The sequence below is a fragment of the Bacillus sp. LB7 genome (genome assembly GCF_030449715.1).
Classification (GTDB): domain Bacteria; phylum Bacillota; class Bacilli; order Bacillales; family Bacillaceae; genus Bacillus; species Bacillus paralicheniformis.
The window spans coordinates 1-22,184 of sequence record NZ_JASGCA010000005.1 but is presented as its reverse complement, the minus strand read 5'-3'; the positions used below and the strand labels follow the sequence as shown (position 1 = coordinate 22,184).

General features: G+C 46.4%; 21 protein-coding genes and 1 pseudogene. 17 read left to right on the top strand and 5 right to left on the bottom strand.

What is annotated here, in order from left to right:
- Positions 1–293 precede the first annotated feature (293 nt).
- Genes QMZ64_RS08465 through QMZ64_RS08455 form a run of 3 tightly spaced genes read left to right on the top strand, consistent with a single transcriptional unit; the run spans position 294 to position 4,205 of the window.
- Entirely contained in the window at positions 294–1,247 is a 954-nt protein-coding gene (locus QMZ64_RS08465) for a glycosyltransferase family 2 protein (protein WP_103750479.1), read from the top strand.
- Positions 1,222–1,623, top strand: a complete 402-nt coding sequence (locus tag QMZ64_RS08460) for a GtrA family protein (RefSeq protein ID WP_065644619.1) — start codon at positions 1,222–1,224, stop codon at positions 1,621–1,623. Before QMZ64_RS08465 ends, QMZ64_RS08460 begins: the two co-directional genes overlap by 26 nt.
- Positions 1,620–4,205 (top strand): YfhO family protein, encoded by a 2,586-nt coding sequence (locus QMZ64_RS08455; RefSeq protein WP_265627532.1) that lies wholly within the window; start codon positions 1,620–1,622, stop codon positions 4,203–4,205. The genes QMZ64_RS08460 and QMZ64_RS08455 overlap by 4 nt, the downstream gene beginning before the upstream one ends.
- A gap of 203 nt (positions 4,206–4,408) precedes the next feature.
- Here QMZ64_RS08455 and QMZ64_RS08450 read toward each other — a convergent pair whose 3' ends face one another.
- On the bottom strand, positions 4,409–5,392 hold the full coding sequence (locus tag QMZ64_RS08450; protein ID WP_265627531.1) for a metal-dependent hydrolase: 984 nt from the start codon (positions 5,390–5,392) through the stop codon (positions 4,409–4,411).
- 207 nt (positions 5,393–5,599) lie between these two features.
- On the opposite strand from QMZ64_RS08450, the gene mutY reads away from it, so the two are divergent.
- Entirely contained in the window at positions 5,600–6,685 is a 1,086-nt protein-coding gene (gene mutY / locus QMZ64_RS08445; protein ID WP_243943919.1) for an A/G-specific adenine glycosylase, read from the top strand.
- A 25-nt stretch (positions 6,686–6,710) separates the two neighbouring features.
- Here the strand turns inward: mutY and QMZ64_RS08440 are convergent, their stop codons facing one another.
- Positions 6,711–6,935: a hypothetical protein gene (locus tag QMZ64_RS08440; protein ID WP_020450628.1), complete on the bottom strand. Its 225-nt coding sequence runs from the start codon at positions 6,933–6,935 to the stop codon at positions 6,711–6,713.
- 83 nt (positions 6,936–7,018) lie between these two features.
- Between QMZ64_RS08440 and fabL the strand changes: the two genes are divergently transcribed.
- The 10 genes and pseudogenes from fabL (at position 7,019) to QMZ64_RS08390 (ending at position 16,514) form a co-directional block, all read left to right on the top strand.
- On the top strand, positions 7,019–7,771 hold the full coding sequence (gene fabL / locus QMZ64_RS08435; RefSeq protein WP_020450629.1) for an enoyl-[acyl-carrier-protein] reductase FabL: 753 nt from the start codon (positions 7,019–7,021) through the stop codon (positions 7,769–7,771).
- 83 nt (positions 7,772–7,854) lie between these two features.
- Positions 7,855–8,004, top strand: a pseudogene (locus tag QMZ64_RS08430) (gamma-type small acid-soluble spore protein); the annotation flags it as partial.
- 174 nt (positions 8,005–8,178) lie between these two features.
- Positions 8,179–8,424 (top strand): YgaB family protein, encoded by a 246-nt coding sequence (locus QMZ64_RS08425; protein ID WP_003179940.1) that lies wholly within the window; start codon positions 8,179–8,181, stop codon positions 8,422–8,424.
- A 164-nt stretch (positions 8,425–8,588) separates the two neighbouring features.
- Positions 8,589–9,119, top strand: a complete 531-nt coding sequence (ntdP, locus tag QMZ64_RS08420) for a nucleoside tri-diphosphate phosphatase (RefSeq protein ID WP_003179942.1) — start codon at positions 8,589–8,591, stop codon at positions 9,117–9,119.
- Between the two features lie 76 nt (positions 9,120–9,195).
- Positions 9,196–10,938: an ABC transporter ATP-binding protein gene (locus tag QMZ64_RS08415; RefSeq protein WP_265627530.1), complete on the top strand. Its 1,743-nt coding sequence runs from the start codon at positions 9,196–9,198 to the stop codon at positions 10,936–10,938.
- A gap of 129 nt (positions 10,939–11,067) precedes the next feature.
- Positions 11,068–12,048: an ABC transporter ATP-binding protein gene (locus QMZ64_RS08410; RefSeq protein WP_243943911.1), complete on the top strand. Its 981-nt coding sequence runs from the start codon at positions 11,068–11,070 to the stop codon at positions 12,046–12,048.
- Entirely contained in the window at positions 12,045–13,001 is a 957-nt protein-coding gene (locus QMZ64_RS08405) for an ABC transporter ATP-binding protein (protein ID WP_265627529.1), read from the top strand. Before QMZ64_RS08410 ends, QMZ64_RS08405 begins: the two co-directional genes overlap by 4 nt.
- Positions 12,998–14,596 carry an ABC transporter substrate-binding protein gene (locus tag QMZ64_RS08400; protein WP_265627528.1) on the top strand — a complete coding sequence of 533 codons (1,599 nt, stop codon included), beginning with the start codon at positions 12,998–13,000 and terminating at the stop codon, positions 14,594–14,596. Before QMZ64_RS08405 ends, QMZ64_RS08400 begins: the two co-directional genes overlap by 4 nt.
- 13 nt (positions 14,597–14,609) lie before the next feature.
- Entirely contained in the window at positions 14,610–15,611 is a 1,002-nt protein-coding gene (locus tag QMZ64_RS08395) for an ABC transporter permease (protein ID WP_065644627.1), read from the top strand.
- A 12-nt stretch (positions 15,612–15,623) separates the two neighbouring features.
- Positions 15,624–16,514, top strand: coding sequence for an ABC transporter permease (locus QMZ64_RS08390; RefSeq protein ID WP_195259089.1), 891 nt, complete (start codon positions 15,624–15,626; stop codon positions 16,512–16,514).
- Between the two features lie 31 nt (positions 16,515–16,545).
- Here QMZ64_RS08390 and QMZ64_RS08385 read toward each other — a convergent pair whose 3' ends face one another.
- Together QMZ64_RS08385 and QMZ64_RS08380 are read right to left on the bottom strand one after the other, a co-directional pair.
- Entirely contained in the window at positions 16,546–17,616 is a 1,071-nt protein-coding gene (locus QMZ64_RS08385; protein WP_020450637.1) for an FUSC family protein, read from the bottom strand.
- Positions 17,617–17,868: 252 nt separating this feature from the next.
- Entirely contained in the window at positions 17,869–19,167 is a 1,299-nt protein-coding gene (locus QMZ64_RS08380; protein ID WP_265627527.1) for a glutamate-1-semialdehyde 2,1-aminomutase, read from the bottom strand.
- Between the two features lie 155 nt (positions 19,168–19,322).
- On the opposite strand from QMZ64_RS08380, the gene bcp reads away from it, so the two are divergent.
- Together bcp and perR are read left to right on the top strand one after the other, a co-directional pair.
- Complete coding sequence (gene bcp / locus QMZ64_RS08375) at positions 19,323–19,796, top strand: thioredoxin-dependent thiol peroxidase (protein ID WP_023855987.1); 474 nt, start codon at positions 19,323–19,325, stop codon at positions 19,794–19,796.
- Positions 19,797–20,007: 211 nt separating this feature from the next.
- Positions 20,008–20,445 (top strand): peroxide-responsive transcriptional repressor PerR, encoded by a 438-nt coding sequence (gene perR / locus QMZ64_RS08370; RefSeq protein WP_003179961.1) that lies wholly within the window; start codon positions 20,008–20,010, stop codon positions 20,443–20,445.
- Positions 20,446–20,493: 48 nt separating this feature from the next.
- Here the strand turns inward: perR and QMZ64_RS08365 are convergent, their stop codons facing one another.
- Positions 20,494–20,841 (bottom strand): YgzB family protein, encoded by a 348-nt coding sequence (locus QMZ64_RS08365; protein WP_020450640.1) that lies wholly within the window; start codon positions 20,839–20,841, stop codon positions 20,494–20,496.
- A 218-nt stretch (positions 20,842–21,059) separates the two neighbouring features.
- On the opposite strand from QMZ64_RS08365, the gene QMZ64_RS08360 reads away from it, so the two are divergent.
- The gene (locus QMZ64_RS08360; RefSeq protein WP_243943902.1) at positions 21,060–21,944 is read left to right on the top strand and encodes a nucleotidyltransferase-like protein; all 885 of its coding nucleotides are present in this window, start codon (positions 21,060–21,062) and stop codon (positions 21,942–21,944) included.
- The last annotated feature ends 240 nt before the right edge of the window (positions 21,945–22,184 follow it).

The following is a 22,184-nucleotide window of genomic DNA, read 5'->3' as shown; positions in this document are numbered from 1 at the left end:
CGGCTTCATTGGCTTTTGGTGAAGAGCAATGGGTTGAATTTGGAAAAATATGATCCGCACGAAAAATGTCATAAAATGGGAAACCCATTAGGCTATCGTGTTTGATGCTAAAGGAATATCATTTTTTTACCACTTGTTCATAGATGTCTGATATAATGACAAAATAATCTTGTAGAAAATAGTACAGCATGCCCACAGTTTTCCTTTTGTTGTGTGGGAAGCGGCTAGATGTAAGTATCCTGCCAAACGGATGCCGGATGCAATTTTATTATGTCCAAAAGAGGTGCCTTTAAGTGAAGAGAGGATTCGTTTCAATCATTATTCCTTCATACAATGAAGCAAGCAATATTAAATTGATTTATGAATCGTTAAGGAACGAATTTCAATCCATTGATTATGATTATGAAATTTATTACATAAATGATGGAAGCACTGATCAAACATTGGAGGAAATTAAAAAACTAGCCGAAAAAAGCGAGCGTGTGAAATATATTTCGTTTTCACGGAATTTCGGCAAGGAGGCAGCCATCCTTGCCGGTTTTCAGCATGCCCGCGGCGATGCCGTTGTGGTGATGGATGCGGATTTGCAGCACCCGACATACCTCCTGCACGATTTTATTAAAGGATATGAGGAAGGCTATGATCAAGTGGTCGCCCAGCGCAACAGAAAGGGAGACAACCCTGTGCGCTCCTACTTGTCGTCCCTTTATTACCGCTTTATCAATAATGCGGTGGAAGTCGATTTAAGGGACGGCGTTGGCGATTTTCGTCTTTTAAGCAGAAAAGCCGTCAATGCGATGTTGAAGCTGAGCGAAGGCAACAGGTTCTCAAAAGGGCTGTTTTGCTGGATCGGTTTTGACCAAAAGATTGTTTATTACGAGAACGTCGAAAGGAAAAACGGAAAATCCAAGTGGTCGTTCCGCCACTTGCTGAACTATGGTATCGACGGGGTTGTGTCGTTCAACAACAGACCGCTGAGAATTTGTTTTTACGCCGGTATTTTTATCCTTTTTCTATCGCTTATTTATATCGCGGCGACATTCATCAGAATCTTAAAATACGGTGTGATCGTTCCCGGCTATTTTACGATTATTTCCGCCGTCCTGTTTCTCGGCGGCATCCAGCTTCTCAGCCTCGGAATCATCGGCGAATACATCGGGCGCATTTATTATGAGACGAAAAAGCGGCCTCATTACTTAATACAGGAGGCAAACATCGCTCATGGAGAAACTCATGAAAATCGTTAATCCTGAATTTATTCGCTTTGCCGTCGTCGGCGCAGTGAATACTTTGAATTACTATGCGGTGTATTTGCTGCTGCATGTTTTGCTTCAGTTGAATTATATGGTTTCACATATTGCTGCTTTTTTCGTCAGTCTTGTGATTTCTTTTTTCTTGAATTGCTACTTTACATTTAAAATCAAGCCGACGCTGGCAAAGTTTTTGCAATTTCCGCTGACACAGCTGTTTAATTTGACGGTATCTTCTTTGTTCGTCTACACGTTTGTGAATTTTTTCAAGATGAACAGTGAGGCAGCTCCGCTTGTCTCCATGTTTTTAACCGTTCCTCTGACATTTTTAGTGACAGGGAAGATTTTGAAAAAAGACAGGGGAAGAGTATGAAGAAAACAGTTTTTTTATTTGTGATCGCAAGCGTTGCAGTTTCCTTGGCCGCCCATTCTTTTTTTCTGTATGAATGGGCGCATGACCGCTATATGACGGGGAACGGCGACGGACTTGCACAAATGATCATTTTTAAGTCGTTTCTTTTTGAACAATACAAACAAGGGAACTTTTTTTATTCGTATTCTTTCGGTCTCGGAGGCGGGATCTACAGCCAGCTTGGCTATTATTTCACGACTTCTTTTGTCTTCATCGCTTCATCCGCGGCCGTTTTTCTGATGCAGCTTTTGCATTTGGCCGGGGATGCGGACCCTTTGTTTTGGGCCCAGGCCTCCGTATTCATCAGTGTCATCAAGCTCAGCCTGATCATTTTAGCGGGAGCATATGCGTTAAACGGTATGGTGAAAAACAAACTTGCCGCTTTTACGGGTGCGGTCTTGTACGGCACGTCGGTCATCTATTTCAGGCACACGGTGTTCTGGGAATTTTTCAGTGACGCCATGCTGTGGCTGCCGCTGCTTGTTGCCGGAGCCGAGAAAGTCATCAGGGAAAAGCGGACAGGACTGTTTATTACGGCTTGTTCTTTAACGCTGATCAATAACTTTTATTTTGCTTATATCAACTTGATTTTCATTGCGATCTACATCATCTTCCGCTGGCTGATCCGGCTTGACCCGGAAAAGGAAGCGCCGAGGTGGAAACAATTCAGGATGTTCGCCGCTTCATGCTTGATTTCTTTCGGAATCAGCGCGGTTTCCTTTGTGCCTGCGGTTTACGGATTTTTAAACAATTTACGGCCGCCGTATGAACAGGCTGTCGCTGTATACGATCTGACGGACAACATTCTGTTTTCCAGCCGCATTGTTTTGCTGCCGGCTGTCTTTATGCTGTTCTTGTTCGCGTTTTCGTTCTATAAAAATAAAACGTTCAGGCTGTTTGCCTCAATCAGTGTGCTGCTTGTGCTTCTGCATTACAGCCCGCTTGCGGCAAGCGCGTTCAACGGTTTCTCCGCTCCGCAGAACCGCTTTGAATATCTGCTCGCTTTTACGATCGGGGGAGCGGCGGCCGCAGGAATGACCGAACTGAAAAACATCAGGCGGAAAGAGATGATATGGTCCATCCTGCTCGCCCTTCTGGTTTATATCGCGGTCATTTGGCGGAAAGACGTGGATTTATCACTGATGCAAAATTGGAGCATGATTGTGCTTCTGTTCCTGACAATCGCCATCTTTACGGCGGCGGGGTTTCAATATAAGAAATCGCAGCTTTTTTTGCACGCCTGCATTTTATTATCGTCCGTTCTCGTGGCGAACACGTATCAAAAATATGTTCTGTCTGAGTCCAGCGGCATTAAAAACGTCACAAAAAGCTATTTGACCAGCAATGAGTACAATGGCGAAGAACAGCGCCGCCTCTTGAACAACATTCGAAAAGACGATGACGGTGACCCGTATACAAGAATCGACTGGATGAACGGCGTGCGCAACAATACTCCGCTGATGCAGGATTTTAACGGCTTCAGCGCCTACTCAAGCATTCTCAATCGCGATCTTCTTCTGTTTTATTGGGAAGACCTGCAAATTGATATGGGAAGGGAAAGCGTCAGCCGCTACGCATCGATGGGCGACCGGGCCAACTTGTACAGCCTGCTGTACGGCAAGTATTACATGACGGAAAAAGAGAATGCCGCCAATGTTCCGTACGGGTTTATCAAAACGGATGAATCAGAGCACTACGCGGTCTATAAAAACAAATACACCATGCCGTTTATCCGGACCGCGCGAACGGCGTTTACGGAAAAAGATTTAGCAGATGCGCCTGTTTTGGCGCGCGAGCATGCAATGCTTGAAGGAATCGTGCTTGAGAATGGCGATGAAGGAAAAGTGCAGCCGCCGGACGTTTCTGATTTGATGAAGCAGACGAAGCTGAAAACCGAAGGGGCAAGCTATCATAACGGCGTCCTCGACGTCACCGCCGAAAACGGCGGCATCGATCTCATTCCTGAAGGCGGGCTTCCGAAAGAAGGCGACTACTATGTCGGATTTTATTTGAAAAGCCTTGCAAAAGACCAATTCTTTAACTTGCGGGTCAACGATTATGTAACATCAAGAAAGTCGAACGAGTCGATTTACAAAACAGGTGTTTACGATTTAACAATCAGGGTGCCGAAAACAGATAAAATATCAATCAGGCTGCCAAAAGGGAAATATCAATTGGACCATTTGAGCCTGCACCAGGAAGACTATCAATTGCTGAGAAAAGCGGCCGCCCAAAAAGCGCCGTCCGCCGACTTGGACTGGCGGAACAATCAAGTGTCCATCAGCTTTGACAATCAAAATGGAGACCGCTACATGGTCCTGCCGGTTCCGTACGAAAAAGGCTGGGAAGTCACTGTAAACGGAAAACCGCAAACCGTCCATAAGGCAAATTACGCGTTTATCGGATTTTCAATTGAAAAAGGGAAAAACGACATCCGGCTCGTTTATTACCCGCCGTACTTCAAAGCTGCCTTGGCCGTTACAGTCATCAGCCTCATCATCGGAATCTGGTACGGCAGAAGGAGAAAAAAGCTTGGCTCTTAAACAGAGCCAAGCTTCAGCGTGTCGAGAAACCCTCGCATTCGTTGTCAGGCCTGCGCGTCGGTGCTCACGAATTCCAACATTCGCTCCGCTCCGATGCTCGGCCTTCCTAGACTGCAAGGGTTTTCAATCACGCTGAAAGGATGACAAAATCTTAAAACTGAAAACCGTTTTAAGATTTTGTCAACAATTTAAAAGCTTGGCTCTTAAACAGAGCCAAGCTTTAATTTTTTCTGAAGTTTTTTCTCGCTGAAAATCCATCCCGTATAGGAGGTGATTAATTCGAGCGTGTCCCTGTCGATGTGCGCGATCGCCACGAAAGGGTAGTGTCCTTTGCTGCGGTATCGCAGATCGATAAAGCGGACTTCGTAGTGATCTTTATACGTATCGATCTCCCATTTGTAAACCGGTGAGAACGAAAGAAACGCCGAAATGTTCTTATCCTGTTTCGCCGCTTTCATCACGTCCGTATCCGGCACAGGCACCCTGTTGAAGGTGTCGACGATGACGACGTTTCCGTCCATGCTTCGTCCGACGTAAAAAGCCGATTTTGCTTTGACGGCGATTCGCCACTGCCTGAATTTCATCGTCGGCGAAATAATGATTTCTTCAATATCTTCGATTTTTTCACGGAGCTCATGCTTGATGTTCCTCTGCATGAAATACCTCAGCACATAATAACCGGTCAAGACGATGTAAAGAGCCAAAAATGTATAGCCCTGATGCGCGCCTGCCAGCCAAAAGGCGATGGCTATGAGATGGCTGACGAAAATAAACGGATCAAATGTATTAATCAAGCCGAGTGCTACCCATTTCCTTGAAAAAGGTCTGATCGCCTGTGTTCCGTATGCATTAAAAATATCCACGAACACATGAAGCGCGACCGCGGCAAAGGTCCAAAGCCACAGGTGAAGCAGATTGGCTTCTGGATAAAAGAGCATGAGAATGCCCGGAATCATCAGCGACCAGGCGAGAACAGCGGGGATGGAATGGGTGAATCCCCTGTGGTGCCTAATATAAACAGCGTTATTTTTCAATTTCAAAACGGTATCGATATCCGGAGCCTGAGATCCGGCGATTGTCGCAATCATCACGGCTTGAGCCATTGATGGGTCCATTCCGACAACTGGATCAAGCGTCGCAATGCCTCCGAGTGCAACGCCCATGACAACATGTGTGCCAGTATCCATTGGTGACCTCCCCTAATGGTGCTAGAAAATCATTTTTATTTTCCAAAAACAGAACGAACGATGGACCTTGCCTGAAATATTTAACGCTTTTGCTTTCTTCACTTTTAATGTAACATGTTATCGTATATGCATATAGTTTACAACAAAAAGCCGAAGTAACAAAAGATCGGTATGCAAATGTGACGTGCACAGGCAAGGAGAAGTTTCATGATGGATCTGCAAAAGAAATTAGAGCAAAAAAACATCAAACAATTTCAAGAAGATTTAATTTCTTGGTATGAGCAAGAAAAACGGGATCTGCCATGGCGCTCAGACAGCGACCCTTATAAAGTATGGGTGTCAGAAGTGATGCTTCAGCAGACGAGAGTGGACACGGTGATTCCTTACTTCAACAACTTTATCGAAAAGTTCCCGACCGTTGAAGCGCTCGCTGAAGCCGACGAAGAAAAAGTGCTTAAAGCTTGGGAAGGACTGGGATACTATTCAAGAGTTCGGAACTTGCAGAGCGCTGTCAGGGAAGTTCACGAACGATACGGAGGAATGGTTCCTCCTTCAAAAGAGGAATTCGGAAGCTTAAAAGGTGTCGGCCCTTATACAAGAGGCGCGGTGCTGAGCATCGCCTACAATCAGCCGGTCCCCGCGGTGGACGGAAATGTCATGCGGGTGATGTCACGGATTCTTTCCGTATGGGATGATATCGCAAAGCCTAAAACCAAAACCCTGTTTGAAAAAATTGTCGAAGCGTTTATTTCCGAAGAAAAACCGTCCGAATTTAACCAGGGGCTGATGGAGCTTGGCGCTGTCATCTGTACGCCGAAATCGCCGTCCTGCCTTCTCTGTCCCGTCCGAGAGCACTGTTCCGCTTTTGCAGAAGGCTGTGAAAAAGAGCTTCCGGTTAAAAGCAAAAAGAAAAAACCCTCGGTAAAAACTCTTGCAGCCGTTGTCCTGACTGATGAAGAAGGATACATCTATATCCATAAAAGACCGGCATCAGGCCTTTTGGCAAACCTTTGGGAATTCCCGAACACAGAAACGCAGAAAGGGCTGAAGCACGAGCGCGAGCAGCTTGCGGCTTTTTTGAAAGAAGCAGCCGGAATAGAAGCCGAAATCGGTCCGCTTGAAGGAATCGTAGAACACGTGTTTACACACCTTGTCTGGAACATTTCTGTCTTTTTCGGGAAAACGCTCGATCAACCGGATGATTCATACTTTAAAAAGGTCACGAAAGAAGAGCTCGCTGAATATGCCTTCCCGGTTTCGCATCAGAAAATATGGAATATGTATATGAAATAGGCAGCTTGACTGTGCATGCTGCCCGTTAGTCGTACTGGATGGTGGTGCCGTGTGTATAATCGGCTTCCTGGCGGCGCAGTCCGCCTCTTGCTTGGATTTCTTTCACAACCTCCAGGTACTCGGCATGCCCTTCTTCATTGAGGAATGGCATGATTTGCTGGAAGGCGCGGTGAAAATAGAGAAGCTCCGCATCTTTCCACTCGTTTTTCGGCGTGTGGTCGAGCTCGCTCATATCGCGTCCTACGTACATAAGGCGAATGCCTCCTTTTTTGATCGTGTTATGAGCTATTTTTTATCAGATTTTCAATCACTATACTAGGAGATGAATGACAGATGGAACAAAGAAAATGTGCCCTTATTACAGGAAGCAGCCGCGGCGTCGGCAAAGCAGCCGCTTTGAGGCTTGCCGAAAACGGCTACAATATCGTCATCAACTATGCGAGAAGCAAAAAAGCGGCCCTTGAGACGGCTGAAGAAATCGAAAAACTCGGTGTCAAAGCATTGGTCGTCAAGGCGAATGTCGGGCAGCCGGCGAAAATAAAAGATATGTTTCAGCAAATCGAGGAAGCCTTCGGCAGACTGGACGTGTTCGTCAACAACGCTGCATCAGGCGTATTGCGCCCCGTCATGGAGCTTGAGGAAAGCCATTGGGACTGGACGATGAACATCAATGCGAAAGCTCTGCTATTCTGCGCGCAGGAAGCGGCGAAGCTGATGGAGAAAACGGGAGGCGGCCACATTGTCAGCATCAGTTCGCTCGGTTCGATCCGTTATTTGGAAAACTATACGACAGTCGGCGTTTCAAAAGCTGCGCTTGAATCATTGACAAGATATCTCGCTGTTGAGCTTGCGGCGAAAAACATCATCGTCAATGCGGTTTCGGGAGGCGCGATCGATACAGACGCCCTGAAGCATTTTCCGAACCGCGAAGAACTGCTGGAAGATGCCCGGCAAAATACGCCTGCCGGCCGCATGGTTGAGATTAGCGACATGGTCGATGCGGTGGAGTTTTTAACGTCAGGGAAAGCGGACATGATCCGCGGACAGACGATCATTATTGACGGCGGCCGTTCACTGCTCGTATAAATTTTTCGCGTTCAATGAATAGGATATCATCCTCCTGCACAATCTAATGGTCGTGGAGGTGATATACAATGGCTAACCAACAATCCAAAACAAACGCACAAAAAGTAAGACAACAAAACCAAGCTTCTGCACAAGGTGGTCAGTTCGGCACTGAATTTGCCAGCGAAACTGACGCGCAGCAAGTAAGACAAAATAACCAACAAGCTGAGCAAAAAAAACAGCAAAACAGCTAATCACTGAAACAGGAAAAAGCACTTCACCATCGGATGAGGTGCTTTTTTCTTTTCGTTTTTTGATCCGACAAAACATCCGAATCTTAGCCAGAATCAGTCAAAGGACATCCGGCATGTATAGAGAAATGTTAGTTAGGCAATAAATGGAGTAGAGCATAGAATGGAGGATCCCGAATGCCGGAATTTGAAAACTTGGTTCAGGGGCAGATGGAGATTATGGACAAGCTGCTGTATCTGCAAGCGGAGATTGAAAGATGCCAGAAAATTGAAAAAGAACTGGCTGCCCTTGAAAAGAAAGCCCAGCTTTTATCGATCCGCGAAGATATATCCCAGAAGCGGAAAGATCTTGCTCAAATTCAGGATTTATTCCAAAAGCAGACGGAGCAGGTGATTCAGGCTTATCAAAGAATCGAAGCATGAGCCTCTCTTTATCATTTTTTAGAAAAGAGCCATTCCTGTTCGGGAGTGGCTGTTTTATTTTCATTTTTTATTTTCAAACGTTATAATAAATAAAAGAACTGTCGGACAGGCGATGTGACACACTGACTTGTAAGGCTTTTGCAAAGAAAGTAGGGGAGAAAAACATGGGCTTTCCCAAGGAAGGAGAAACCATTCAAATTCATAGCTATAAGCACAATGGACAGATTCATCGGATTTGGAATGAAACAACGATTTTAAAAGCAACGGAATTGTGCATCATCGGCGCCAATGATCGGACAATGGTCACGGAATCTGACGGCCGGACATGGGTGACGCGAGAGCCCGCAATTTGTTATTTCCATGCAAAGCAGTGGTTTAACGTCATCGGCATGCTTCGCGAAGACGGGATTTATTACTATTGCAACATCAGCTCGCCGTTTGCTTTGGACGATGAAGCCATCAAATACATCGACTATGATTTAGACGTGAAAGTCTTCCCGGATATGACGTATCATATTCTTGATGAAGATGAGTACGCAGATCATAAAAAGGCGATGAATTATCCGAAGGAAATCGACGGCATTTTAAGGTACCACTTAAATACGTTGCTGCATTGGATACACCAAAGAAAAGGCCCGTTTGCATCTGAATTTATTGATATTTGGTATGAACGGTATTTGCATTATACAAAATAATCCTAAAAAAACCTGTTGAGGCCAACAGGTTTTTTGCGGTGTACTCACACATCAAGATATAGAGGGGGGAAGACGTGTGGGGGTAATCAGAAGGTACATGGAATTTGTGAAGCCGTATAAATGGAAAATCGTTTTGACGGTTTTAATCGGTATTATTAAATTTTCTATTCCGCTGGTCATCCCGCTTCTGCTGAAATACGTCGTGGACGACATCATCCAGGGGAGCGGGACCGCTGAAGAAAAAACATCCACATTATTCATGGTAATGGCGGTTATGTTCGCCATTTTTTTGGTGCTTCGGCCGCCTGTCGAATACTATCGGCAGTATTTCGCACAGTGGACGGCAAGCAAGGTGCTGTATGATATCAGGGACAAGCTGTTTGCACACATTCAAAAGCTGAGCCTCAGGTATTATGCGAACACCCGCGCAGGAGAAATCATTTCAAGGGTCATCAACGATGTCGAGCAGACGAAAGAATTTGTCATTATCGGGTTGATGAATGTATGGCTTGACGTGATGACGATTTTTATCGCCATCGCTATCATGCTGACGATGGACGTGAAGCTGACGCTTATTTCGATCGTGCTGTTTCCGCTTTACGGACTGTCTGTGAAATTCTTCTATGGCAAGCTTAGAAAGCTGACGAGAGAACGTTCCCAGGCGCTGGCCGAAGTGCAGGGCCACCTTCATGAAAGGGTGCAGGGGATGCCTGTCATCAGGAGTTTTGCGATCGAGGATTATGAACAGAAGCAATTTGATCACGAGAACGGGAATTTTCTCGGCAAAGCAATCCGCCATACGGCCTGGAATGCCAAAACGTTTGCTGTCGTCAATACGGTTACAGACCTCGCTCCGCTGATCATCATTACGGTTGCGGGTTACCATGTGATTCACGGGTCCCTTACTGTAGGAACGATGGTGGCGTTTTTCGGATATATCGAACGCCTTTACAACCCGCTGCGCCGCCTGATCAATTCATCGACAACATTGACGCAGTCGATCGCATCGATGGACAGGCTGTTTGAATTTATTGATGAACCTTATGAATTAAAAGACAAACCCAATGCTGTAAAAGCTGAGCGGTTAAAAGGAATTGTTGAATTTAAAAACGTTTCCTTCCAATACGAAAAATCGGAAGAAATGATTTTGCAGAATCTTTCTTTGAAAGCCGAACGGGGCGAAACGGTCGCGCTCGTCGGAATGAGCGGAGGCGGCAAATCGACGCTCGTCAGCCTCATTCCGAGATTCTACGATGTCTCAGCCGGAAGCCTGGAGATCGACGGCATCGATGTGCGCGATTATCAGGCGCAGAGCCTTAGAAACCAAATCGGCATGGTGCTTCAGGATACATTTTTATTCAGCGAATCGGTACGTGAAAACATATCGATCGGAAATCCTGAAGCTTCGATGGAAGACATCATTGAAGCGGCAAAAGCCGCAAATGCCCATGATTTTATTATGGAACTGCCGCAAGGCTATGATACAAAGGTCGGAGAAAGGGGCGTCAAACTGTCCGGAGGCCAAAAACAGCGGATATCAATCGCCAGGGTGTTCCTCAAGAACCCGCCTCTCTTAATTTTGGATGAAGCGACGTCAGCGCTTGACCTTGAAAGCGAGCACTATATCCAGGAAGCGATGGAAAAGCTCGCGAAAGACCGGACGACCTTTATCGTTGCCCACAGATTGTCGACGATCACCCACGCTGACAAAATCGTCGTCATCGAAAACGGACGTGTCGCGGAAGCCGGCACACATGACGAATTAATGAGCCGCGACGGCCACTATAAGCATTTATTCACCATTCAAAAATTAAACTAAAACCGCAAAAAGCCTGACTTTCGTTTGAAGCCGACGGATGTCAGGCTTTTTCTTTCCCTGCAAATTTCGTACATATTTCCTATCTCGTCTCAATACAATTTAAAAAATACAAGCTCCGGAGGTGTATAAGTGACAAAAGAAAAATTGCTTGAAGTATCGGATTTATCGATTTCGTTTCACCAGAAAAAGTCTGAAACCCCGATTGTGCAAGGCGTTTCTTTCGATCTCCATCCCGGAGAAATCATGGGAGTCGTCGGAGAGTCCGGCTGCGGCAAGAGCGTCACCTCTTTGGCTTTAATGGGGCTGAACGCAAACACCCGGACAACGGGCCGGATCAAGTTTCAAAACAAAGATCTTCTCATGCAGTCTGAGAAAGAATGGAGACAGATGCGCGGCAATGACATCGCAATGGTTTTTCAAGAGCCGATGACCTCCCTCAACCCCCTTTTCACAATTGGCGCTCAGCTAACAGAGGCACTCTCCAGCCATACCAATATTCATAAAAAAGAAGCAAGAAGAAAAGCCGTTCAAATGCTGGATACCGTCGGCCTGCCGAGGGCGGACCAGCTGATAAAGCAGTATCCCCACGAACTGTCGGGAGGCATGAGGCAGCGGGTCATGATCGCAATGGCATTAATTTGCGAACCGAAGCTGCTGATCGCCGATGAACCGACAACAGCTCTCGACGTCACCATCCAGGCCCAGATTTTGTCCCTGCTGAAAAAGCTCAATGCCGAATTTAACACAGCCATTCTCCTCATTACCCACGACCTTGGCGTCGTTCACAATACATGTGAACGCGTAATGATCATGTATGCCGGCCGGATCGTTGAAGAGGGCGGTGTCACCGCTGTTTTTGACAGCCCGAAACACCCTTATACAAAAGGCTTGTTCGCCTCTATTCCGGCATTCACAGGCAAATCTGAGCGGCTGTCTTCGATTGAGGGGCAGGTGCCGAAGCCGGGATCGATTAAAAAAGGCTGTATGTTTGCGCCGCGATGCCCCCATAAACACGAACGCTGCATTGAAGAGGCGCCCGGATTGAATAGGCTGGCGGATGATCATGCCGTAAGCTGCTTTCTCTACGAAGAGGAAGGTGCTTTCACATGAATCACGAACTGCTGAGCGTCCAAGAGCTGAAAACGTATTACCGCGTGTCCCGTAAGAAAATCGTGAAAGCGGTCGATGATGTTACTCTGTCAGTTAAAAAAGGCGAAATCTTAGGGATCGTCGGTGAATCAGGCTGCGGAAAATCAACCTTGGGAAAATCGATATTGCGGCTGACAGAGCCGACTGCGGGAAAGGTGACATTTCTCGGGCAAGAGATGACAGGCCTTAATGCAAAAGATCTTCGCAACATGAGAAGGCATATACAAATGATTTTTCAAGATCCGTACGCTTCGTTAAATCCGCGCATGAAAATAAAGGATATTTTGGAAGAACCGCTGATCGTTCATCAACTCGGAACGAAGGCGGAAAGGAGAGAAGTCGTGTGCTCGATGCTTGAAATTGTCGGCCTTGATGCTTCATACGGCGACCGCTACGCACACCAATTCAGCGGCGGTCAGAGGCAAAGGATCGGCATTGCAAAAGCGCTGATCACAAAGCCAAAACTGATCATTGCCGATGAACCTGTTTCCGCGCTTGATGTATCCGTTCAGGCGCAGATCTTAAATCTGCTGAATGATCTGCAGGAGGCATTTAATTTAACGTTTCTGTTTATTTCTCACGATCTCGCAGTCGTTCGCTATATCAGCGACAGGGTGGCCGTGATGTATTTCGGAAAGATCGTCGAGATGGCGGACGCCGAATCGTTATTTAGAGAACCGAAACACCCGTATACAGAAACGCTGTTAGCGGCAGTACCGGTCATCGGCAAAGGCGAAGCGGTTCATACGGCACCGGATATTGCCGCGCCCCGCATGAGTGAAAAGGGCTGCCCTTTTTACAGCAGATGCATGAAGCGGGCAGCGGTTTGTCTGGAAGCGGAGCCGCCGCTTGAAGAGACTGCGGACGGGCATTATGCCGCATGTCATTTTACCAATAAGGAGGCTGTAAGATGAAAAAGAAAAGCTGGCTGATCTGTTTGGGAATGATTCTGTCTATTTCCGCTTTTTTAATGGGATGCTCCGGTAACGAAAGCGGAAAAAACGACGGAGGGACGAACGGCGGAAAAGATACGCTGATCATCGGCAGAGGCGGTGATTCAACATCGCTTGATCCGATCACAACGACAGAAGGCGAAGCATTTAAAGTGACGATCAATATGTTTGAAACCTTGCTGAATTACGGAGAACAAGACACTACGCTGAAGGAAGGCCTCGCGGTGAAATGGGACGCTTCAGATGACGGTTTGACCTACACACTGGAGCTGAGGCAAGGCGTGAAATTCCATGACGGAACGGATTTTAATGCAGAAGCCGTCAAATACAATTTTGAGCGGTGGATGAACGGGGATGAAGAAAAATTTCCTTACTACGGCATGTTCGGAGGCTATAAGAAAGATGATGGGCATGTCATCAAAGATATAAAAGTGCTCGGCGACCATAAGATTCAGTTCATTTTAAAACGCCCGCAAGCGCCGTTTTTAAAGAACCTTGCCATGACTTCATTCGGGATTGCAAGTCCTGCCGCGATCGAAAAATACGGTGAAAAATTCAGGGAGCACCCCGTCGGCACGGGCCCTTACAAATTTGTCGAATGGAAGCCGAACGACCGGATCGTCCTTGAAAAAAATGAAGACTATTGGGATCAAAGCAAGCCGAAATTGCAGAAGATCATTTTCAGAGCCATTCCTGAAAACTCAGCCCGCTTAAATGCATTGAAGACGGGCGAAATCGACCTAATGGACGGCGTCAATCCGTCTGATATCGAAAGCATCAAAGCAGACGCCAATCTGAAAATATTTGAAAGGCCTTCAATGAACGTCGGGTATCTCGGAATGACGACGACAAGAAAGCCTTTTGACAATAAGCTGGTCCGCCAGGCGCTGAACCATTCTGTTGATAAACAGGCGATTATCGATTCCTTCTACGGAGGCCTCGCCGAATCTGCCAAAAACCCGCTCCCTCCTTCGCTTGAAGGGTACAACGATCAGATAAAGGAATATCCGTATGATTTAAAAAAGGCAAAAGAACTGTTAAAAGAAGCCGGATTCCCGGACGGGTTTAAAATGAAGCTTTGGGCAATGCCTGTCCCGCGGCCGTATATGCCGGACGGTATGAAAATAGCCGAAGTGATTCAATCAAGCTTCGAAAAAATCGGCGTCAAAGCGGAAATCGTCACTTACGACTGGGCGACGTATTTGGATAAAGTGAGTAAAGGGGAAGCCGATGCGTTTTTGATGGGCTGGACCGGAGACAATGGAGATCCGGACAACTTCATTTATACGCTGCTTGATAAAGATAATATCGGCGGTAACAACTATACGTACTTCAGCAATGACGAGCTTCATGACATCTTAATCGAAGCGCAGTCAGATCCTGACCAAAAGAAGAGAAATAAACTGTATCAAGATGCGCAGGAGCTCCTCCATGAAGAATCGCCTTGGGTTCCGCTTGTCCATTCCACGCCGATTTTGGCCGGTTCAAAAGATATCGAAGGATATGCTCCGCATCCGACAGGGAGTGAAGTATTGTCCGGCGTAGAGTTTAAATAGGTGGTGACAGCCATTGCTTGCTTACTGTTTTAAACGGACGGCTATGCTGATCCCCGTTCTCATCGGCATGACACTGGTCGTTTTTTCGATCATCCGCTTTATTCCCGGCAACCCCGCCCAGGTTATTCTCGGTCAGAGGGCGACAAAGGAAGCGGTGCAGCAGCTGACCGTCCAGCTCGGCCTTGATCAGCCGTGGTATGTGCAATACGCCAGATATATCGGGGATTTGCTGAAAGGGGATCTCGGGACATCAATCCGCACGGGAGCGGCGATTACGCAAGAAATAAAGCCGTATTTGTTCGCCACTCTCGAGCTTGCTTTTTTCGCGATGCTGATCGCGGTGTTTGTCGGCGTGAATGCCGGAATCATCAGCGCGTGGTTTAAGAATTCGGTATTCGACTATATTGCGATGCTGGTTGCTTTAATCGGCGTGTCGATGCCGATTTTTTGGCTCGGTCTGATGGGCCAGTGGTTCTTTTCGATCGAGCTCGGCTGGCTGCCGACAACGGGAAGGGAGAATGTCAGAAATCCGGTCGAAGCCTTTACCTACATTCATACACTGGACACCCTTTTGCACGGAAGGTTTGATCAGTTTGCAGAAACCATCCGCCATTTAATTTTGCCGGGAACCGCTCTTGCGACCATTCCCGCCGCGATCATTGCGAGAATTACGAGGGCCAGCATGATAGAGGTGCTGCAGTCCGATTATATCCGCACGGCAAAAGCAAAAGGCGTGCATATGTTTTTCGTTATCTATAAGCACGGTTTAAAAAATGCATTCATTCCGGTGCTGACCGTCATCGGCCTGCAAACCGGACTTTTACTGGGCGGCGCGATTTTAACGGAGACGATTTTTGCCTGGCCCGGCATCGGCCGGTACATTTATGATGCGATCAGCTACCGCGACTACCCGGTTATCCAATCGGGCATTCTCGTGATCGCCTTCATCTTCGTCATGATTAACTTCATTGTTGATCTGCTGTACGCCGTCATCGATCCGAGAATTAAATATTAGGAGGCGGGAAATGTGGTTGTGCTTCAAAATGAACAGCAGAGGGAGGACGTGAAGGTGCGTTCGCCTTTGGCGGAACATATTCGGCGGTTCTTTGAGCATAAACTGGCTGCCGCCGGCACGATTTTAGTCGCGCTGTTTATCCTGCTGGCCATCTTCGCGCCGCTCATCGCACCCTACGGAATAAACGACCAGTCACTGTCAGACAGGCTCGCCGCTCCGTCTGCTGAACACCTTTTTGGCACGGACGATTTTGGCAGGGATATTTTTTCAAGGGTGCTGTACGGCGCGAGGCTGTCTTTATGGGTCGGCTTTTTCTCCTGTCTGGCATCAGCCTTGGCGGGGACGCTGTTAGGGCTGATCGCCGGCTTTTACGGCAGATGGGCTGATGCGTTGATTTCTCGGTTGTTTGATATCATGCTCGCGTTTCCCAGCATTCTGCTGGCGATCGCCATTGTGGCGATTCTCGGGCCTTCCCTTGAAAATGCCCTGATTGCCATCGCCATCATCAACGTTCCGACGTTTGGCAGGCTCGTTCGTTCAAAAGTGCTCAGCATCAGGCAGGAGGAATATGTCTTATCAGCGCGTGCTGTCGGGATGTCCAATATAAGGATGATGTTTAAACACATTCTTCCCAACAGCATGGCCCCGGTTATCGTTCAAGCGACACTGAATATTGGAACGGCGATTATAGAAGCGGCGGCGCTCGGATTTTTAGGGTTGGGGGCGCAGGCGCCGAACCCCGAGTGGGGAAAAATGCTTGCGGATGCCAGGCCTTATTTGGCGCAGGCCCCGTGGACATTATTTTTTCCGGGATTTGCGATCATGCTGACCGTGCTCGGCTTTAATCTGATGGGAGACGGCCTGCGCGACACCCTTGATCCGAAAATGAAGGAAGGAAAATAAAAAAAACCGGTTAACGTATTCGTTAACCGGTTTACTCTTCCTCAACTTCAAGCTCGCTGTCTTTTTTGTGGTACGTCTGAAAGCTTGTGAGCAAGGTTTCCAAATGCTCAAGCTGTTCTCGGTATTCTACGGTGCTCGCCATAATGGTCAGCATATTGTAGTCCAACAGTTCTTCTTTCAATTTGTCCTGGTTTTTCAGGAATGATTCGGTCAAATGCTGTTTGTACACGTCTCCTTCTTCGTGAAGGTCGACGTGATCCTGCGTTTTAATCCTGCCGACGAATCTCATTAAAATTCGCTCGTGCCAATGGAGAAGATAATCAAGCTCTTCGACCAGCGTTTCTTGAAATTCTTCAGGCATATGACAAAACTCGTTTTCAAGCCGGTGCAGTTTTTTCAGAGCATCAAGCGCTCGGTTCGATGCAATGATCGCCTGTCTGAACAGCACGAGCTTTCGCTGTTTTACATATGTGGAACGTTTTAAATAGCTTCTTTCTTCTTTGTAAAGCAAGTAAAGGTGATCGACCTTCATCATTTTTTCTTTCAGCTTTTCAATGTCTTCTTTCAGCATGGAGTGTTCCGTTGTCTTCCGCGTCAACAATCTGATCCATTTAATGACTTCATCTGTATTTTCAACAACATGGCTGACGAGCTTCGTTTCATATTTAGGCGGCAGAAAAATCAGGTTGACCAGGAACGCAGACAATACGCCCAATATAACCGTTCCGGTTCTCACCAAGGCAAACCATAAAAAGTTGTCGCCGGAGCTCTCCAATATGGCAATAACGGTGACGAGAGCGATCGAAATTGTATTCTCGATCTTCAGCTTCAGGTTGATCGTAATGACGATTACCGCCGTCAATCCGATGATGATCGGACTGGGTTCAAAAATAAGTCCAAAAATAATGGCTGTGGCAGCTCCGATTATGTTCGCCTGCACTTGATCGACAATCGTCAAAAATGAACGATAGATCGAAGGCTGTATCGCGAAGATAGCCGCGATTCCCGCGAAGACAGGAGTCGGAAGGCCGAGCCAAGACGCGAGGTAAAGCGCAAGCGTAATGGCAATGCCTGTTTTGAAAATACGGGCACCAAGTTTCATTAGGCTGTACTTGCATCCCTTTCTATAATAAAATTCGTTCTTTACAGAAAATGAATTGTATTGAACATTCCCTCTCTGTTAATTTGCCAAACAATAAAGTAATATACAGCGATCTTCCGAAATATTCAACCCATTTTTAAGAAAAAACAAATCATTGACAAAAAAGAAAAACAAGCTGGTGAAAAGTGCCTGTTCACCGCGTTCACAAAGTGCTCCGCATTTGATAAAAAAGAGAGCGGACCCGCTCTCTTTTTACATGTGTTGTTTCAATTGTTTAAATGAGTCATCCACGGCTTTAAGCGTCGCTTTAATGTCCTCTTCCGTGTGCGCGGTGGTGATAAACCATGCTTCATATTTTGAAGGCGCAAGATTAACACCGCGCTCAAGCATCAGTTTGAAAAAGGCAGCGAACATTTCTCCGTCCGTATTTTCAGCTTGCTCATAGTTTTCGACTTTTTCGTTCGTGAAGTATACGGTGAGCGCGCCTTTTAGACGATTGACAGTGATATTGATGCCATGAGTCTCGGCATGTCCCAGGATACCTTCTTCAAGCATAGCGCCGAGGCGGTCAAGTTTTTCGTATGTGCCTTTTTCTTTCAGCACTTCAAGGCAGGCGATACCTGAGAGGATCGAAGCCGGATTCCCCGCCATCGTGCCCGCTTGATAAGCAGGTCCAAGCGGTGCGACTTGTTCCATAATCTCTTTTTTGCCTCCGTATGCGCCGATTGGCAGGCCGCCGCCGATGATTTTGCCAAGCGCCGTCAAATCAGGTTTGACGCCAAGCAGATCCTGGGCGCCGCCGTACATAAAGCGGAAAGCGGTGATAACTTCATCATAGATGACGAGCGCCCCTGCGTTATGCGTCAGTTCATTGACCTGTTCGAGGAATCCGCTCTTCGGTTCGACGATCCCGAAGTTTCCGACAATCGGTTCAACGAGAACTGCCGCAATATCGTTCCCCCATTTATCGAGCGCTTCCTTATAGCTGTCGATATCATTGAAAGGAACGGTAATCACCTCGTTTGCGATGCTTTTTGGAACCCCCGCTGAATCAGGCGTGCCGAGCGTTGACGGACCTGAACCGGCCGCCACCAGCACAAGATCGGAATGGCCGTGATAGCAGCCGGCGAACTTGATGATTTTCGTCCTGCCTGTATAGGCCCGGGCGACGCGAATCGTCGTCATCACAGCTTCCGTTCCCGAATTGACGAATCTTACTTTATCCAAGGCAGGAATCGCTTCTTTAAGCATCTTGGCAAATGTCACTTCATGCTTTGTCGGCGTGCCGTAAAGCACCCCGTTCTCAGCAGCTGTTTGAATCGCTTTTGTGATATGCGGGTGAGCGTGACCCGTAATAATCGGTCCGTAGGCGGCAAGATAGTCTATGTATTTGTTGCCGTCCACATCCCAAAAATAAGCGCCGCTTCCCCTCTCCATCGCGACGGGAGAACCTCCGCCGACCGCTTTATAAGACCTAGAGGGGCTGTTGACGCCTCCGACTATATGTTGAAGAGCTTTTTCATGAAGCTTTTCAGATTGAGTATGCTGCATAATATCCTCCTCATTTCTGCACCTTTTATCTATTTCTATATTGTAACACGAGGCGGACAGAGCGCAAAAAAGAAGCCGCCGAACATTTGAACAAGCGGGCGCTGTTTTTTATAATGGGGGAAAGCAAGCGATTAAACATAACAGGAGGCAAAACAATGACTGTTGAAATTGGACAAAAGGTGCCTGATATTGAACTGCTGGGTGATCACGGAGAAAAAGTAAAGCTGTCGGATTTTGAAGGAAAGTATGTCGTGCTCTATTTTTACCCGAAAGATATGACGCCGGGATGCACAACGGAAGCGTGCGATTTCAGAGACCGACATGAAAGCTTTGCTGAACTTGATGCCGTCATCATCGGAGTCAGCCCTGACGACCAGACAAGACATGAAAAATTCAAGCAGAAACACGATCTGCCGTTTCTGCTGCTCGTCGATGATGAACACAAGCTCGCTGAAAGCTTTGACGTATGGAAGCTGAAGAAGAATTTCGGCAAGGAATACATGGGTGTCGAACGGTCGACATTCCTGATTGATAAAGAAGGCCGCCTTGTGAAAGAGTGGCGGAAAGTAAAGGTAAAAGACCATGTCGCAGAAGCGCTTCAAGCAGTAAAAGAAATCGCCGAAGCGTAAAGCTCTGGGGGAGGCCGGACTGTATTTAAGTTTGGTCTCTTTTTACGCTCATATTCGTCTGTCTGACCGGACATGCTGATCATATCGGCCTTTTTCGCCTTAAAAAGAGCTTTTTCGCAGGGATTGGAATTGACAAAGATTCTGATCAGGAGTTACACTAATTATAAACGTTATAATGTAAGAATTTTTTTTAGAAGAGAGGTGCATGACGATGGCTGAACATAACCTGAAAGAAGCGTTGGAAGCGTTGAAGGAAACCGGGGTTCGAATTACTCCTCAACGTCATGCCATTCTGGAATTTCTCGTGAATTCTATGTCTCATCCAACTGCAGATGATATATATAAAGCTCTGGAAGGGAAATTTCCAAACATGAGCGTAGCAACGGTTTACAACAATTTGCGGGTTTTTAAGGAATCAGGGCTCGTTAAGGAATTAACGTACGGAGATTCATCCAGCCGGTTTGACTTCGTGACATCCGAGCATTATCACGCAATTTGCGAACGCTGCGGGAAAATCGTCGACTTTCATTATCCCGGCCTCGACGAAGTGGAGCAGCTGGCTTCACATGTGACAGGATTCAAAGTCAGTCACCATAGACTGGAGATATACGGTTTATGTCAGGAATGCGACAAAAAAGAAAGCCATTAAAAAGAGCTGGCCGCTTTTTTAACGGTCAGCTTATTTTTGTTGCAGCATTTACTGAGACTTTCGATTATACGATTCGTTAAACTCTTTTCCTTCGAGGTTTTTATCCAGTGTCAGAGGCTCCCTGCAATGCATGCACATATCGACCCGGCCTAAAATCTTGGTCGGTTTTTCACAGTTTGGACAGACGACTTGAACCGCTTTCGTTGAAAGCATGCCGATCCAAAAATAAACCGCTGTGCTCAACAAGATAGACAATACCCCCAAGATCATAAACACCGACATCAAGAGGATCGAGGACCTAAAAAAGATCCCGACATACATAATAATGAAGCCTATAAATACAAGGCTTAACGCAAACGTTCTGATTTTGTTGATTTTGCTAGAGTATTTTGCCATATCCATCCCCCTGTCTCTAATATAGCATATCGAAGATGTGTTATTCTTTAATTAAAACGAATCAATTGGAAAATTTCTATAGAGAGTTTTGGGGAAATTGATTATAATAATTCAATGTGTTTTCAAAATAAAGGAGTTTTTATTGGCTCGTAGAAATAGGTAGAAACAAGAGAGAAGCATTTAGAGCAACGCATTTACATCGTATTGGAGGAATGGTGATGGAAAATCTTCTCCGTCCGATTTACCAAGAAAGAGCAAGCCGCCCTGACACACTCGCTGTCATGTTGATTGAGAGGAGAAATCAAACCTCATCTGCAACAGATAATTTTGATGCGGCATTGTTGATTATCGTTAATAAGGCTGAAGACCCTGTATTCGTGAAGCATTATGAGTTCGACGGAAAAACGGCTTCTCTTCATATTATTTCTGTTGAACAGCTTCAGGAATGGATTTTGCTCGGAACAAATAGAAGAATCATAGACTGGGTCCTCAATGGAAAGGTGCTTTTCGACCGAAACGAATTTATCGCCAAGCTGATTGAGCAGCTCAATACGTTTCCGTTTTCAGAAAGAAAACTAAAAATCGGACTTGAATACGGAAAATTAATCAGAAGATATATAGAAGGAAAATCGTTTTTTGAAGATGGTCAATTTTTGGACGCCTACAATTCTATCGTACACGCCCTCCATCATTTGGCCAGAATCGAAGTGATCGATAAAGGTTTTCACCCTGAAGTTACGGTATGGAACCAAGTCCGCCACATGGAGCCTCAGGTTTATAAATTGTATAAGGAATTAATTGAGAGCAATGAAAGCTTGCAAAAACGGCTGGAGTTATTATTCCTCGCAAGCGATTTTCTCATTCATTCAAAGGCCGAAATCGGGGCCGCACATATTCTCAATGTCATGGATGAAAAAGCGGTTTGGCAATTTGCCGATCTTCTCAAGCATCCGGATCTCAAGTATTTCACGGCAGACCTGGGAGTCATACTGGAGTTCTTGGCTGAAAAGGACTTAGTCGGAGTCAAGCCGATGGAGACAAAAGGCCAAAAGATTTTCCATCGAGGATATTTTATTAAAAAAAGTGTTGACACTAATTCATAACGGTGATATATTATTAAGCGTCGCTGTTAGCGGAACGGTTTTTGAACTGAAAGCAGCAGCGACGAAAAAACAAAAAAACATTTGACACACCTTGTTGAAAATGTTATAATAATAAAGTCCCTTCGGACAGGAGCGGAAATGATCTTTGAAAACTAAACAAGACAAACGTACCTGTTAATTCATTAAATAAATCGCACATGCGAATGTGCGTAGTCAGGGGCCTGCACGATGCAGGTCATG